General features: G+C 62.2%; 14 protein-coding genes. 9 read left to right on the plus strand and 5 right to left on the minus strand.

Features of this window, described 5'->3' with window-relative positions:
* Positions 1 to 90 precede the first annotated feature (90 nt).
* Positions 91 to 1,089, minus strand: a complete 999-nt coding sequence (locus GTW25_RS12400) for an NAD(P)H-binding protein (protein ID WP_252912443.1) — start codon at positions 1,087 to 1,089, stop codon at positions 91 to 93.
* A gap of 90 nt (positions 1,090 to 1,179) precedes the next feature.
* Between GTW25_RS12400 and GTW25_RS12405 the strand changes: the two genes are divergently transcribed.
* Complete coding sequence (locus GTW25_RS12405) at positions 1,180 to 2,073, plus strand: LysR family transcriptional regulator (RefSeq protein ID WP_252912444.1); 894 nt, start codon at positions 1,180 to 1,182, stop codon at positions 2,071 to 2,073.
* Positions 2,074 to 2,214: 141 nt separating this feature from the next.
* A complete protein-coding gene (locus GTW25_RS12410; protein ID WP_252912445.1) occupies positions 2,215 to 2,448 on the plus strand; it encodes a hypothetical protein in 234 nt (77 codons plus the stop codon).
* 36 nt (positions 2,449 to 2,484) lie between these two features.
* Here the strand turns inward: GTW25_RS12410 and GTW25_RS12415 are convergent, their stop codons facing one another.
* Complete coding sequence (locus GTW25_RS12415; RefSeq protein WP_252912446.1) at positions 2,485 to 3,132, minus strand: hypothetical protein; 648 nt, start codon at positions 3,130 to 3,132, stop codon at positions 2,485 to 2,487.
* A 234-nt stretch (positions 3,133 to 3,366) separates the two neighbouring features.
* On the opposite strand from GTW25_RS12415, the gene GTW25_RS12420 reads away from it, so the two are divergent.
* Together GTW25_RS12420 and GTW25_RS12425 are read left to right on the plus strand one after the other, a co-directional pair.
* On the plus strand, positions 3,367 to 4,113 hold the full coding sequence (locus tag GTW25_RS12420; RefSeq protein WP_252912447.1) for a HEAT repeat domain-containing protein: 747 nt from the start codon (positions 3,367 to 3,369) through the stop codon (positions 4,111 to 4,113).
* 27 nt (positions 4,114 to 4,140) lie between these two features.
* Entirely contained in the window at positions 4,141 to 4,560 is a 420-nt protein-coding gene (locus GTW25_RS12425; protein WP_252912448.1) for a hypothetical protein, read from the plus strand.
* Between the two features lie 51 nt (positions 4,561 to 4,611).
* On the opposite strand, the gene GTW25_RS12430 is transcribed toward GTW25_RS12425, so the two are convergent.
* Positions 4,612 to 5,475, minus strand: coding sequence for a LysR family transcriptional regulator (locus GTW25_RS12430; RefSeq protein WP_252912449.1), 864 nt, complete (start codon positions 5,473 to 5,475; stop codon positions 4,612 to 4,614).
* Positions 5,476 to 5,562: 87 nt separating this feature from the next.
* Between GTW25_RS12430 and GTW25_RS12435 the strand changes: the two genes are divergently transcribed.
* Both GTW25_RS12435 and GTW25_RS12440 read left to right on the plus strand, forming a co-directional pair.
* Complete coding sequence (locus tag GTW25_RS12435; RefSeq protein ID WP_252912450.1) at positions 5,563 to 6,348, plus strand: SDR family oxidoreductase; 786 nt, start codon at positions 5,563 to 5,565, stop codon at positions 6,346 to 6,348.
* A 72-nt stretch (positions 6,349 to 6,420) separates the two neighbouring features.
* A complete protein-coding gene (locus GTW25_RS12440; protein WP_252912451.1) occupies positions 6,421 to 7,347 on the plus strand; it encodes a dihydrodipicolinate synthase family protein in 927 nt (308 codons plus the stop codon).
* Positions 7,348 to 7,391: 44 nt separating this feature from the next.
* Here GTW25_RS12440 and GTW25_RS12445 read toward each other — a convergent pair whose 3' ends face one another.
* Both GTW25_RS12445 and GTW25_RS12450 read right to left on the minus strand, forming a co-directional pair.
* Positions 7,392 to 8,219: an amidohydrolase family protein gene (locus GTW25_RS12445; protein WP_252912452.1), complete on the minus strand. Its 828-nt coding sequence runs from the start codon at positions 8,217 to 8,219 to the stop codon at positions 7,392 to 7,394.
* A 53-nt stretch (positions 8,220 to 8,272) separates the two neighbouring features.
* A complete protein-coding gene (locus GTW25_RS12450; protein ID WP_252912453.1) occupies positions 8,273 to 9,985 on the minus strand; it encodes an IlvD/Edd family dehydratase in 1,713 nt (570 codons plus the stop codon).
* 189 nt (positions 9,986 to 10,174) lie between these two features.
* Between GTW25_RS12450 and GTW25_RS12455 the strand changes: the two genes are divergently transcribed.
* The 3 genes from GTW25_RS12455 to GTW25_RS12465 are packed head-to-tail and all read left to right on the plus strand — an operon-like array spanning position 10,175 to position 13,264.
* Positions 10,175 to 11,452, plus strand: a complete 1,278-nt coding sequence (locus GTW25_RS12455) for an ABC transporter substrate-binding protein (protein ID WP_252912454.1) — start codon at positions 10,175 to 10,177, stop codon at positions 11,450 to 11,452.
* A gap of 29 nt (positions 11,453 to 11,481) precedes the next feature.
* A complete protein-coding gene (locus tag GTW25_RS12460) occupies positions 11,482 to 12,402 on the plus strand; it encodes a carbohydrate ABC transporter permease (protein WP_252912455.1) in 921 nt (306 codons plus the stop codon).
* A gap of 1 nt (position 12,403) precedes the next feature.
* On the plus strand, positions 12,404 to 13,264 hold the full coding sequence (locus GTW25_RS12465; protein WP_252912456.1) for a carbohydrate ABC transporter permease: 861 nt from the start codon (positions 12,404 to 12,406) through the stop codon (positions 13,262 to 13,264).
* Positions 13,265 to 13,268 lie beyond the last annotated feature (4 nt).

Here is a 13,268-nt window from a genome sequence, read left to right on the forward strand (position 1 = left end):
AACATCACCAGAGCGAAGGGCAGGTGGCGAGCTTCCGATCTGGAGACACGCGCCGCCTGTCGATCGTCGAATGCGGGTGAGCGGCGGGTTTCAGGCCGGTTGCGCGGCCTGCGGCAGGAGCGGCGTTTCGATGCAGCCGAGGCCGGCGAGCGTGCTGGCGACGGCGCCGTCGAGCGGCGTGCGCGGCTCCGCGCCGATGAGCGCCACGAGGCGGGCATTGTCAAGTCGAAGGGGGTGGCGCCAGAACGGCTCGATCTCGACCACTTCGCGGGGAAAGCCGCCGAAGGGTGCGGCGAGCCGCATCAGCCACCAGGGGAAGGCGCGCACCGGAACGTTCTTGCCGACGACGTGCCGCAAGGCGTCGATCAGGCCGGTGCCGGTTACATCGTGATAACCCTCGAACTGGACACGCTCGAATGGCGCCAGACGGTCGCTTGCCTCCAGAAGCCGCACCATCGCCTCGGCGAGGTCGGGCAGATAGGCCCAGCTATGGCCCGCTCCCTTCGCGGGGTTCAGCAGCCGGCGTATCGGCTTGCCGGGCGTGACCAGGCATTGCGTGAACCAGCTTGCGCCGGTTTCCGGCCCGAAGAAGTCGCCGGCACGCACGATCAGGCTGGGAACGTCGGGCGCGGCATCCTCCAGCATCTTTTCGAGCTGGACGCGGACCGCGCCTTTGCTGTTCCTGGGTGTTTGAGGGCTCGCGGCGTCGATGACGGGGGTCCGCTTAGGGTCGAAATTATAGATGGTGCCGGGCAGGAGGATGCGCGCGCCGCCTGCCGCGCGGGCGGCAGCGATCGTGTTCGCCATCATCGGCAACACCACTTTGTCCCAGTTGCGATAGCCCGGCGGATTGACGGCATGAACGATGATTTCAACGCCGCTGGCAGCCTTCACGACGTCCGCTTCCTTCAGCGCGTCTCCGGCGATCCACTCGGGGCAAATCGTTCGGTGTTTCCAGGCTGATGCGGCCTTTGCCGGATCGCGCGCCAGCGCGCGGACCGTCCATCCATATCTTAAGAGTGTTGTCGCGACCGTGCCGCCGACCCCGCCCGTCGCGCCCAGAACGAGCGCCGTCTTGCTCTTGCTCATCACATTTCTCCTTTGACGATGAGCAAAGATTGCCGTCGCTGAAGCTCTAATGAAATTGACGAAATTCCTTCACCTGCTAGAAGAAAATTTATGAGAGAGCGTGTGGCATGGGATGATCAGCGTGCCTTTCTGGCCGTCTTCGAGGAGGGCAGCCTGTCGGCCGCCGCGCGGCGTCTGGGCGTGGCGCAGCCGACGGTCCGCGCACGAATCGAGGCGCTGGAGGATGCGCTGGGGACCGTACTTTTTACCCGGTCGGTGAACGGGCTCGCACCGACCGAGCAGGCGCGGGCGCTGGCCGATCAGGCGCGCGCCATGGCCAGGGCCTCGGATGCGTTCGTGCGCGCGGCGTCCTCGCCGCCTGGCGAGATCGCGGGAGCGGTGCGGCTCAGCGTGTCGGACTTCGTCGGCGTCGAGGTGCTGCCTGCGATGCTCGCCAGCCTGCGCCAGACCCATCCGCGTATCGTCGCCGAAATCTCGCTCAGCAACGCTTCCGCCGATCTTCTGGAGCAGGAGGTCGATATCGCCGTGCGCATGCATCCACCCCGGCACGGCGCGCTGGTGGCGAAGAAGGTCGGGGCCATCCCGCTCGGCCTCTTCGCGCATCGGGACTATCTGGCCCGGCGCGGCAGCCCCGCAACGCTCGACGATCTCGCCGATCACGACATCATCGGTCCCGATCATGCGCGGGCCGACTTGCAGATGGCGGCTTCGTTTCATCCGTCGCTGACGCGGGAACGTCTGACAGTGCGCACCGACAGCCACCCCGCCCAACTCGCACTTTTACGGGCCGGCCTCGGCATCGGCGTGGTTCACCGTCCGATCGGACTTGCCGACCCGATGCTTCGGCCGGTGCTTGTGGAAATGACCGTGGCCTCGCTCGACACCTGGATCGTGATGCATGAGGATTTGCGCGGCGTTCCCAGGGTTCGCGGCGTATTCGACCATCTGGTCGCCGAGTTCGTCCGCTACGTGCGACAGTTCTGACTAGCGTGCCGAAGCGTCGGGCGGGACACCGATTTACGCGCACGCCCTCTGGAACCTGCAAGATTGGATGCCCATCTGTCGTTCGACATCATTCGGCCAAAACCGCAAATCATAAAGCGCTGGATCGCGATGGAGGATGCCATGCCGACACATATCGAGCCGACCCTGGACGACTTGCTGAACGAGCCGATCATCCGCCAGCTCATGGCCAGTGACGGTCATACGGCCGAGGAAATCCGCACTCTGTTCCGGACTGTTCGCCAGCGCGCATCGTCGCCTGTCGCCAGCGATGACGATGACGGGGAAATGACGACGCCTCCAGCCCATATGTGCCAGGCCGCGATGCGCGCCGCGAAGACCTGCTGCCTGGGTTAGCGTGTTTCGAGCAAGGTGCGCCTCATCGATCGATGACTAACGCGCTGCGGTGTGCAGATCGCTCAGCCAGGCGCCGGCAGCAGCTTGCCGGTCGGGTGTGCGGGGCGAACAGCTCAATGGGGGAGTGTCCATTGTCCGCGGCCATTCGACCGCGGATTTGTCGCCATTCGAGAAGTCGCACAATACCGGACTGGTCCGCAGATATTCGTCTGGAAAACTCCCGAACAGGCTACGCGCGCACTCCGTCCGGGCTGCGCCTGTTCCCGGACAAAGCAGCCAGCCGAAAGCAGCCAGCGTCATGTCGTTGAGGTAGCGGAACGAGCCGTCCTGATCCATCGCCCGCTCCGAACTCTCCTGTCCCATCGCTTTCGAGATGTAGAAATAGAGGAAGGCACGGCGCTGGGCTTCGGCCGCATCCTCGTTCGGGGACGAAAAGACATTGTAGATCGCCCGCACGGTTGAACTCGGGCAGTCGAGTTCCGGAGCGGCGGCTCGGGCTTCCCGCATCCCGCTGAGATATTCGAGCCACGGCAACACTTCCCCGATCGATTCCAGCGCAAAGGTCTGTCTGTCGCAAAAGGCTTCCATCGGATCGAAGCTCTGCTTGTCCATGGATAGCGCAGACGTTGCCGTCAGCACGGTCGATAGAATCGCAAGATTGGCGATGCTTCGAAATCCAGACATGTCCGCTGGTTCCTTCGAAAGGGTTTTCAGCACAATCATAGAGTGCTCTTTCGTCGGGTCTCAAGATGATCCGAGCCCATCTTCATAAAAGTTTACGATGCCGGTTCACCAGCCCAAAAGCTGACCTATCTTAAATCTCCATGAAGACTTGTGATGGCGGAGGAAATATTGTGTCCTCAAGTCCCTTTCTCTGCGGTGCGATGCATATGTTTCCTCGCCAGTAAGGATTTGCCGATGCTCACGACAAGCCTGTCCCGAATCTGGATCGCCGCTTTGGTTCTTTCCCTCTCGATGGGAGGGGCGCAGGCACAGGAACAGGAACAGGATGCCGCAAGCGAGGCATGGGCGGACTATCTCCAGTCGGAGACCGAGGAGGAAATGTTCACGGCGATACGCACGCTCGTCGGCGAAGGGGATGACGCGCTCGATTTCCTGAACGACGAGTTCGACGGGGCTTCCGGCGACGAGCAGCTCGACATCACCTATTTCACCGCGACGATCATTTCGCAGGGCGGTCTTCCGATAGAACGCCCTGTACCGCTTCCCGAAGCGCTCGCCGAGAAGCTTGCCGGCCTGCTCGACACGTCCGATGATGCGGCAGTGCATGGCAACATCGCCAATATCGCGGCCGCTGCCGGGCCGTCCATGTCGGCGGCAGCCCCCGGTCTCCTCGAACTCCTGCGCCGCACCGAGGACCCCGGCATGCGCGCCACCGTCTCCGTCGCGCTGGGCGTGATGGGCGAAGAGGTGCTGCCGCTGCTCCACGACGAATTGCGGAACGGCGAGGACGACCGCGTGCGCGGCGACATCGCCTGGATCATGGCCGGAACCGACATGCCGGACGATGTGCTCGCCGCAATCGAGGAGCTTTTGGATTCGGACAATCCGGAAACCCGAGAGAAGGCCGTCCGCACGCTTCGCGACTCGGGCCTGACGACGGACAACGATGCGGTCGTCACGGCCGCCATCGCCAATCTCTAAGATGCCAGCACCGACCACGACCGGATGATGACGGCATCGGCGCTTTCGGAAATGGCCAAGGGCGACCCCCGCGCCTTGCCGGCCCTGGCCGACGCGCTCGACCGGATGACGGTCGGCGATCACAATCGGTCCATGGTCGCCCGCCTCCTTGCTCTTCACGGCGACGATGGCGCGCTCGCGCTGGCATCCGCGACCCGCGAGGCCGAGGCCATTGCGGATCTTGTCGGCACGTTTTTCGTTTATGCAACCGACGACCCGCAGGTCATCGACACGTTTCTCGACGTCGTCATGCGTGCCGAGACCGAGGACGACAAGGGGGCGGCGATGAGGGGGCTGATCAAGATCGGTGAATCCGCGATCGCGCCCATCGAAGCCGCCATCGCCGAAACGGACGACGAAGACCACCGCCAAGCGCTGCGCCAGGCTCTCTACGTCATCCAGAATTGACCGGCACGAGATGCCGGCATGTTCGCGACGCCACGCTTCGAACCTTGCGCGTCATTCATGGGGGGCAATCGTGTGAAGCAGAGCTTCGATGAGGCGGGCGACGGGGGAACCTCGGTGACACAGCGCGCCGATCTCTCGCGGGCGTGAGCCTGGAAGCGGCAGAAGTCGCACCTTCGGGTTCTCCGGCCAGAGGCGTGTCCAGTCGGGAAGTATCGAGACTCCCAGACCTTTGCCGACCATGATGGCGATTGCGTCGAGCGAATCCAGTTCCAGCCAGTCCCGTGGGGCGAGTCCGTTCCCGTTCAGCCAGTCATCGACCTGCTTGCCGCCCCAATTGCTCCGGTCGTAACGAATGAACGGCGCCTCCCGAAGTATGCGCAGAACGTCGTCGCCTTTCGTATCGTGCGGGCAGAAAAGGCAGAGCGGTTCGAGCCTCAGGCGTCGCCATTCGAGGGTTTTGGCAATCTCGAATGGCGGGCGGACGATGATCGCGGCATCGAGTTTTCCTTCGACCACGTTGCGATGCAACTCACGGGATGTGCCGGGCATCAAAAAGACCTCGAGCCGGGGCACCTCGCTTTGAAGCCTCGCCAAGGCGTCGGGCACCAGCCCCGTCATCGCGGTGGCGATCGCGCCGAGCGTCAGTTCGCCCGCCAATTCGTCGCTGCGCGCCAAGCTGCGCAAACGCCTGACTTCCGCAAGCACTTTCTGGCTGCTTTCAACGATCGCGCGTCCGGCCTGATTGGGAACGACCCGGCGGCCCGCCCGCATCAGAAGAGGAGCGCCGACATCCTTTTCGAGGACGTCGATACGCTGCGCGATCGCCGCCGGCGTGAGACCCAGATGGCGCGCGGCGGCGGCGAGGGACCCCTGTTCGAGCACGACGAGGAAGGTTTCCAGAAGGTGGCTGTCCATTAAGAATTTCTATCTTTTGAATGAACGAAAGGCCAGTTTTTCTTTCTTATTGAGGTCGAGTATCAAGGGACGACAAGGAGAAAGCCGATGGACTTGGGACTGGAAGGCAAGGTCGCGCTGGTATTCGGTGCGGGTGGCGGTTTGGGCGGTGCTATCGCCCGCAGCCTTGCGCGCGAAGGCGCGAAGGTTGCGCTGGCGGACATCGACGGGAATGCGGCGCGGGAAGCGGCGGCGAAGCTTTCCGGGGAGGGCAATGATGCGATGGCGGTGGAATGGGACATCGCCGACCTGAGCGCAATCCCATCCCGGTTGTCGGAGGTCGAGGCGAAGTTCGGGTCCGTCTCGGTTCTCGTAAACATCACCGGCGGCCCACCGCCCACACCTGCGTCGGGTCAGGCGCCCGAACTGTGGTCCAAACATTTCGATAGCATGGTCCGCTCGGTGATTGCGGTGACCGATGCGGTGCTGCCGGGCATGCGCGAACAGGGGTGGGGCCGGATCATCACCTCGACCTCCTCAGGGGTCGTGTCTCCCATACCCAATCTCGGCATATCGAACGCGTTGAGACTTGCCCTTGTCGGCTGGTCCAAGACGATGGCGAGGGAGATCGGCCGTGATGGCGTGACGGCCAATATCATCCTGCCCGGTCGCATCGCGACGCAACGGATCACCTATCTGGACGAGCAAAAGGCGAAGCGGGAAGGTCGGGACGTCGAGGCGGTCAGCAAGGAAAGTACGGATGCGATCCCGCTCGGCCGCTACGGCGACCCGCAGGAATATGGCGATGCCGTCGCTTTCCTGGCCTCCAAACAGGCATCCTACATCACGGGGAGCGTCATTCGTGTCGACGGCGGTCTGATAGCCAGCATCTGACGCGGATCATTTTCAATTTCAGTTCAACGAGCGCTGAATACCGGATTTTCCGGTTCGAGCAGGAGCGACGACATGACATTCAATACGGAAACGACGGGCGTCTATCCGATAGCGCCGACGCCCTTTCTGCCCGACGGCGGCGTGGATTATGATTCACTCGACAGGCTGATCGATTTTTATCGCGAATGCGGTTCTTCGGGGGTGACGATCCTCGGGATCATGGGCGAGGCGGCCAAGCTGGAACCCGAGGAATCGCGCGAGATCGCACGTCGTGTCATATCCCGGGCGGGAATGCCGGTCGTCGTCGGCGTCTCGGCGCCCGGCTTCGCCGCCATGCGCGCCCTGGCCAGGGATGCGATGGATTTCGGCGCGGCCGGGGTCATGGTCGCTCCGGCTCCCCATTTGCGCACGGATGAGCAGATACTGGGCTATTTCGAACAGGCGGTGGAAACCATCGGCGCCGACACGCCGTGGGCGCTTCAGGATTATCCGCTGACGCTGACGGTTCAGATGTCCGTGCCTGTCATCGCGCAGATCATGCGCGCGCATCCGTCCTGCGTGATGTTGAAGGAGGAGGACTGGCCCGGTCTCGAAAAGATCGGCGCGCTGCGTCGAATGATCAAGGAAGACAAGCTGAGACGCTTCTCGATCCTGACCGCCAACGGGGGCCTGTTCCTCGATTTCGAACCGGGGCGCGGCAGTGACGGAGCGATGACCGGCTATGCGTTTCCCGACATGCTGGTGGATTTGCACAATCTGAATGTAGCGAGAGACAGGGAGGCCGCGCACGATCTGTTCGACGCGCATCTGCCCCTTATCCGCTACGAGCAGCAGCCCGGCGTCGGTTTGGCTGTCCGCAAGCATGTCCTCATGCGTCGCGGCCTGATCGCGCATGACGGGTTGCGCAAGCCCGGCCCGAAACTCAGCGCGGCGGGGCAGGCGGAAGTGGCCTATTTGTTGCAACGGCTGGCGCGCAAGGACGAGCGGGCGGCCGTATAGCTGATCTCCTGCCGAAAAGCGGCGCGCCGCCGAGCGCGCCGCTTTCAGGAAAAACCGTAGAGCCTCGCAGGGTTGCGAACGAAGATTTGATGCTGGATTTCCTCATCGGTCTCGCTCAGCGTCAGAAGCAATGCGGGGTCGGTATCCCCCGGCATGTGGTCGTATAATTCGGTGTGGGGCCAGTCGGTCGCCCACAGCAGGCGGTCGGGTCTGCATCGGAGAAGCTTTTCGATGTGGCCATGAAGGTCGCTATACGCATCCGCGCCGCTCGTTATGCGGCTCAGATGATAGGGCGCGGAGAGCTTGATCCACAAGTTGCCGGCTTCCAGAAGGCGCAGCATGCCGGCAAATGGCTCGCCCTCGGGCTGAACATCCGGGCTCAGGAACCCGATGTGATCCAGCACGACCGGTATTGGCGAGCGCGCGACGAGCGAGGCCAGTTGCGCATCCTCCAGAAAAATCGCCTGAAGCTGGATGTGCCAGCCGAAAGGCGCGATCCGACCGGCCAGTTCCGCCATGTCCTGCAAGGTCAGTCCGCCGGGATTGCGGCGATTGATCCTGACACCGCGAATACCGGCCCGATCGAGCGCTGCGATCTCGCCATCGGCGATCGATGGCTCGACGACGACGACGCCGCGCAGTCTGTCGGGCGCCAGCGCCAGTGTTTCCAAAAGCAGGCGGTTGTCGGTTCCGTAAACGCTCGGCTGAACGAGAACCGCCCGGTCGATGCCGAGCGCATTCATGACAGCGCGGTACTGTGTCCAGCCGACCGGATTCGGCGTGTAGTTCCTGAGCGGGGATAGAGGGTACGCCTCTTCCGGGCCGAACACATGCATATGCGTGTCGCAACTGCCGGCGGGCAAAATCCGCACCGAAGCGACATCGCTGGTCGGTCTTGGTGGAAGACACAGTCGCGGCGACGCGGTCAAGGCTTCGATCCCGGCTTGCGCCGCAGGAAGTCGAAATCGCAACCCTCATCCGCCTGAAGCACGTTCTCGACGAACAGCCGGGCATAGCCCCGCTCGGGAATGACGGCGTTTGCCTGTTCGCCCAGCCCCGCGCGGCGCCTCGAAAGTTCCTCTTCCTCAACCAGGAGATCCAGTCTCCGGGCCTCGGCGTCGAGGCGGATGAGATCGCCCGTTTGTGCGAGGGCGAGCGGGCCGCCGGCTGCCGATTCCGGAGTGATGTGCAGAACGATGGTGCCGAAGGCGGTTCCGCTCATGCGTGCGTCGGAGATGCGTACCATGTCCTTGACGCCCTGGCGGGCGAGCTTCTTCGGGATCGGGAGATAGCCGGCTTCCGGCATGCCGGGCGCGCCTTTCGGTCCCGCGTTTCGCAGGACCAGCACGTCATCGGCGGCGACATCGAGGGCCGGATCGTCGATGCGCTCGGCCATGTCGGCGACCGAATCGAACACGACCGCCCGGCCGGTATGGCTCAGGAGGTGCGGGCTCGCCGCCGCCTGCTTCAAAATGGCCCCGCCGGGGGCGAGGTTGCCCCGCAGCACGACCATGGAACCCAGCGCCTTGATCGGGGCGGCAGGAGAACGGATGACCGTCTGGCCGGGAACATCCTCGGCAGTCGCCACGACATCGCGCAGCGCGCCGCCGGATATGGTCGGCGTGTCGAGATCGATAAGGTCGCCAAGTTGCCGGAGCAATTTGGGGACGCCGCCGGCATGATGAAAATGCTCCATATAGTGCTGCCCCGACGGCTTGAGATCCACGAGCACGGGAACGAGGCGGCCGATTTCGTCGAGTTCGTCCAGGGACAGGGCATGGTCGGTGCGCCCCGCAATGGCGGACAGGTGGATGATGCCGTTCGTCGAGCCGCCGATCGCCTGCATGACGACCATGGCATTGCGGAAGGATCGCGGGGTGAGCAACTCGCTTGGGCGGGGACCACCCGTAACGGCCATTTTGGCCGCCACCTTTCCGCTCTCTTCGGCCAGGCGCACGCGTTCGGCATGGGGCGCGGGTATGGTCGCGCTCATCGGCAATGACAGCCCGAGCGTTTCGGTGATGCACGCCATGGTGCTTGCGGTGCCCATCACCATGCAGGTTCCGACCGATGGGGCGAGCCGTCCGTTGACGGTCTCGATTTCCTGTTCGTCCATTTCGCCGGCGCGATGCGCGCCCCAAAGCCGCCGGCAATCGGTGCATGCGCCGAGCACTTCGCCTCGATGGTGCCCCACGACCATCGGGCCGACCGGAACCACGACAGTCGGCAGATCGGCGCTGGCAGCGGCCATGATCTGGGCGGGCAACGTCTTGTCGCATCCGCCGATGACCACGACGGCATCCATCGGCTGGGCACGTATCATCTCCTCGGTTTCCATCGCCATCAGGTTGCGCAGAAACATCGACGTGGGATGGGCAAAGCTTTCGTGGATCGAGATGGTGGGAAACTCCATCGGCAATGCGCCCGCCAGCATCACCCCTCGCTTCACCGCGTCGAGCAGGATCTTCGTGTTGCCGTGACAGGGGTTGTAGTCGCTATAGGTGTTGGTGATGCCGACGATGGGGCGATCGAGCGCATCGTTCGAATATCCGGCCGCCTTGATGAAAGCCTTCCTTAAAAACAGGGCGAAGCCCTCATCGCCGTAGGTGGTCAGGCCCTTCCGCAGTCCGCGTGTCATCCCCGGCTCACTCCTTTATTGATCTTTCGTGTGTCGACAATCACCCCGGAAATTCATAATTGTCAATAATTATGCTCTGAAAATGCCATTCATCAGGAGTATTTTAGAAATTTCAGTATATAATATTGACAATATTTTATCTGTGGGTTCATTCTGCGGCGCAACCAAATGCCAAGGGAGGAGTTTGGAATGAGGATTATATGCAATGTGGGGCTTGGCTTAGCTTCCGCGCTGGTCATGTGCGGCGCAGCTTCGGCGCAGGTTTCCGAAATCACGATGTGGAGCAACTGGCCTGACGAACCGGCCAAGAAGGGATGGATCGAATCCCGTGTCCAGGAGTTCGAGGCCGCCAACCAACAATGCCGGGTTAGGCTCAGCTTCATTCCCAAAGCGGATTTGTACACGCAGGCGAATTCGGCGGTTCGCACGGGACAGGCTCCCGACATCTTCTATCTCGAGCCGGATCAGCCGGAATTTCTCGCCAGCGGCTTTCTCGAGCCCCTGAACGATCATGTCGATCCCGCCGCGATCGAAGACTGGGCGATGTCGGCCTGGGAGAGCGACGGGCAATTCTACGCCGTCCCGATCGAGGCTTACACGCTGGAGCTCTACTACAACCGTGAACTGGTGGAGCAGGTGGGCGTGAACGTTCCCGACAGCTACCGGCTGAGTGCGAGCGAGTTCACCGATCTCGTACGCAAGGGCGTCGAAGCCAACATCACCCCGATCTCGCAGGGTGTCGGCGACCGTCCGTTCCCCGGTGGGCAATTGCTGTTCGAGTCACTGCTGCGCACGCTGGGAGCCGAGGATTACGGCAGGCTTCTTGCCGGAGAGCTTTCCTTTACCGATCCGCGCGTCGAATCCGTGATGACATGGGTCAAGGAACTGGTCGACGAAGGCGCCTATCCCAGAAGTTTTTCAACGATGCGGCTGGGCGAGTCCCATTTCTATTTCTACAACACGCCGGGCGCGCTGACATTCCCCAATCCGAGCTGGTTTTCCGGCCGGGCATTCGCATCCGCCGACCAGGGCGGTATGCGGGAAGGCTTTCCGCTCGGCATCATGAACTTTCCGGTCATGGACGATGCGGCCTGCCCGGAATGCAAAACGCTCGCCGTTGCTGGCAGCTTCGTCATGTATTCGCGCAGCCAGAACAAGGATTGCGCAGGCGCGCTGCTGAACTCCATGGCGACGGTGGAGAATGGTACCCAGTGGGTCGGAGAAGTCGCGCTTCAAAGCGGCTTGCGCCACGATCCGGAAGCCATCGACAGCCCGCACCGGGCCTATCTCGATGAACTGAATGCGCGCAACGCCGATGTCAGCTACTTCTTCGGCACGCCGCTGATGCATTACCGCGGCCGATGCGCGGAAACCTATACCCAGATCATGAACAACGCATTTCCTGCCGGGCTGGTCAGCGTCGAGGACGCCGCCGCCAGAATGGATGCCGCCTGCTTCACCCAGTGAACGAGATGGCGGCAGCGATTCCCTCTTCGATGGAGAAGGCCCGCGGGGCCTCCTCCAGCCTCGCCGATCCGAGGCGAGCTTCCTGGCCCGTTCTCATGGTTTTCCTTCTGCCGGGGCTCATAGTGTATGTCGGACTGACGGCATATCCGGCTTTTCGCACCATCTATGACAGCTTCTTCCTCATCGAGGGAATGAACGTCACATTCGTGGGGCTGCAGAACTACACCCAGTTGATGGCGGATGAAACTTTCTGGATCTCGGTACGCAATACGTTGATCTGGGCCTTCATAGCGCCGTTTCTCGATGTCGCGACGGGACTGCTGCTCGCCCTTGCGCTTTATGCCGGCGTGCCCTTTGCGCGGTTTTTCCGCGTTGCATGGTTTACGCCGGTCCTGCTTTCCTATGTCGTCGTCGCGATCCTGTGGATGTGGATCTACAATTACGACTGGGGCGTCCTCAACGTCGTGCTGCGGGCCATAGGGCTCGGCAATCTGGCGTCTTCATGGCTTGGCGACCCCGACCTGGCGCTGGCTTCCGTGATTGTCACGCATGCGTGGAAATGGGCCGGCTTCAATATGGTGGTTTGCCTTGCAGCCATCCATTCGCTTCCCCGCGAGGTGCTCGAAGCGTCGGAACTCGACAATTGCGGGTGGGGCGCGAAGCTTCGCTACATCATCATCCCGATGCTCAAGCCCACATTGATCAGCCTCTACATTCTCGCGTTCATCGGCAAGATGAAGGTTTTCGATCTGGTCTGGATCATGACGCAGGGCGGTCCCTTGTGGGCGACGGAGACGGTTTCGACCTATGTCTACAAGCGCGCCTTCAACTGGAATACTTTCGATCTGGGCTATCCGTCCGCGATCGCGACGGTCTGGTTCCTCGTCGTGTGCATCTCCGTCCTTGTCCTGAACCGTATGCTCGCGTCCAAGGAAAGGCTGGAATACTGACATGACTTCGAACGCAGCGATCGTCGGGGGGCAGCGGCCGCTCCCCCGCTTTTTCGGACGCGGAAGCCTTGCCCTCGTTCTGGGGCTCTACACCGTCTACACGCTGGGCCCCTTCCTCTGGCTCGCCACCATGTCGGTGCGAAGCACGGCCGAAATCAGCGCCGATCCGTATGGTTGGCCGGAAACCTTCCGCTGGGGCCAGTTCTATTCGGCCTGGGTCGACGCCAATTTCGCATCCTATTTCCTGAATTCCACGATCGTCGTGGTCGGTGCGGTCGTGATCGTGACGCTCATCGGCGCCGCCGCCGCCCATGCCCTTGCCCGTTACAGGTTTCGGGGAAACAGGCTCATCTATGCGATCTTGTTTTCGTCGATCATCTTTCCCCCGCAGATCACCCTGATCTCGCTCTATCAGATACTGGTCGACTACAACCTCTACAACAGCCTGCTCGGACTGACCCTCGTCTACATCTCGTTGCAACTTCCGTTGACGGTCTATCTGCTCGAAGGGTTCTTCGCGCGCATTCCCCAGGATCTGTTCGATGCCGCGAAGATGGACGGCTATGGCGATCTGGAGATCTTTTGGCGCATCGTCCTGCCCGTCGGCATGCCGGCGATAGCCACGACGCTGATCCTCAACTTCATTCAATTGTGGAACGAGTTCCTGTTCGCCGTTGTGCTCGTGACCGACCCCGACAAGCGCACGCTGCCGATCGGCCTGCGTGCGTTCATGGGCGATAATTTCCAGGACATCGGCATGATCGCGGCGGGTGTGATGGTGTCCGTCATCCCGGTGATCGTCGCCTACATGTTCTTCTCCGAAAAGCTCATCCGCGGCATGACAGCCGGCGCCATTAAATGAGGCA

This window comes from Aliihoeflea aestuarii (genome assembly GCF_024105665.1).
GTDB classification, from domain to species: domain Bacteria; phylum Pseudomonadota; class Alphaproteobacteria; order Rhizobiales; family Rhizobiaceae; genus Aliihoeflea; species Aliihoeflea aestuarii.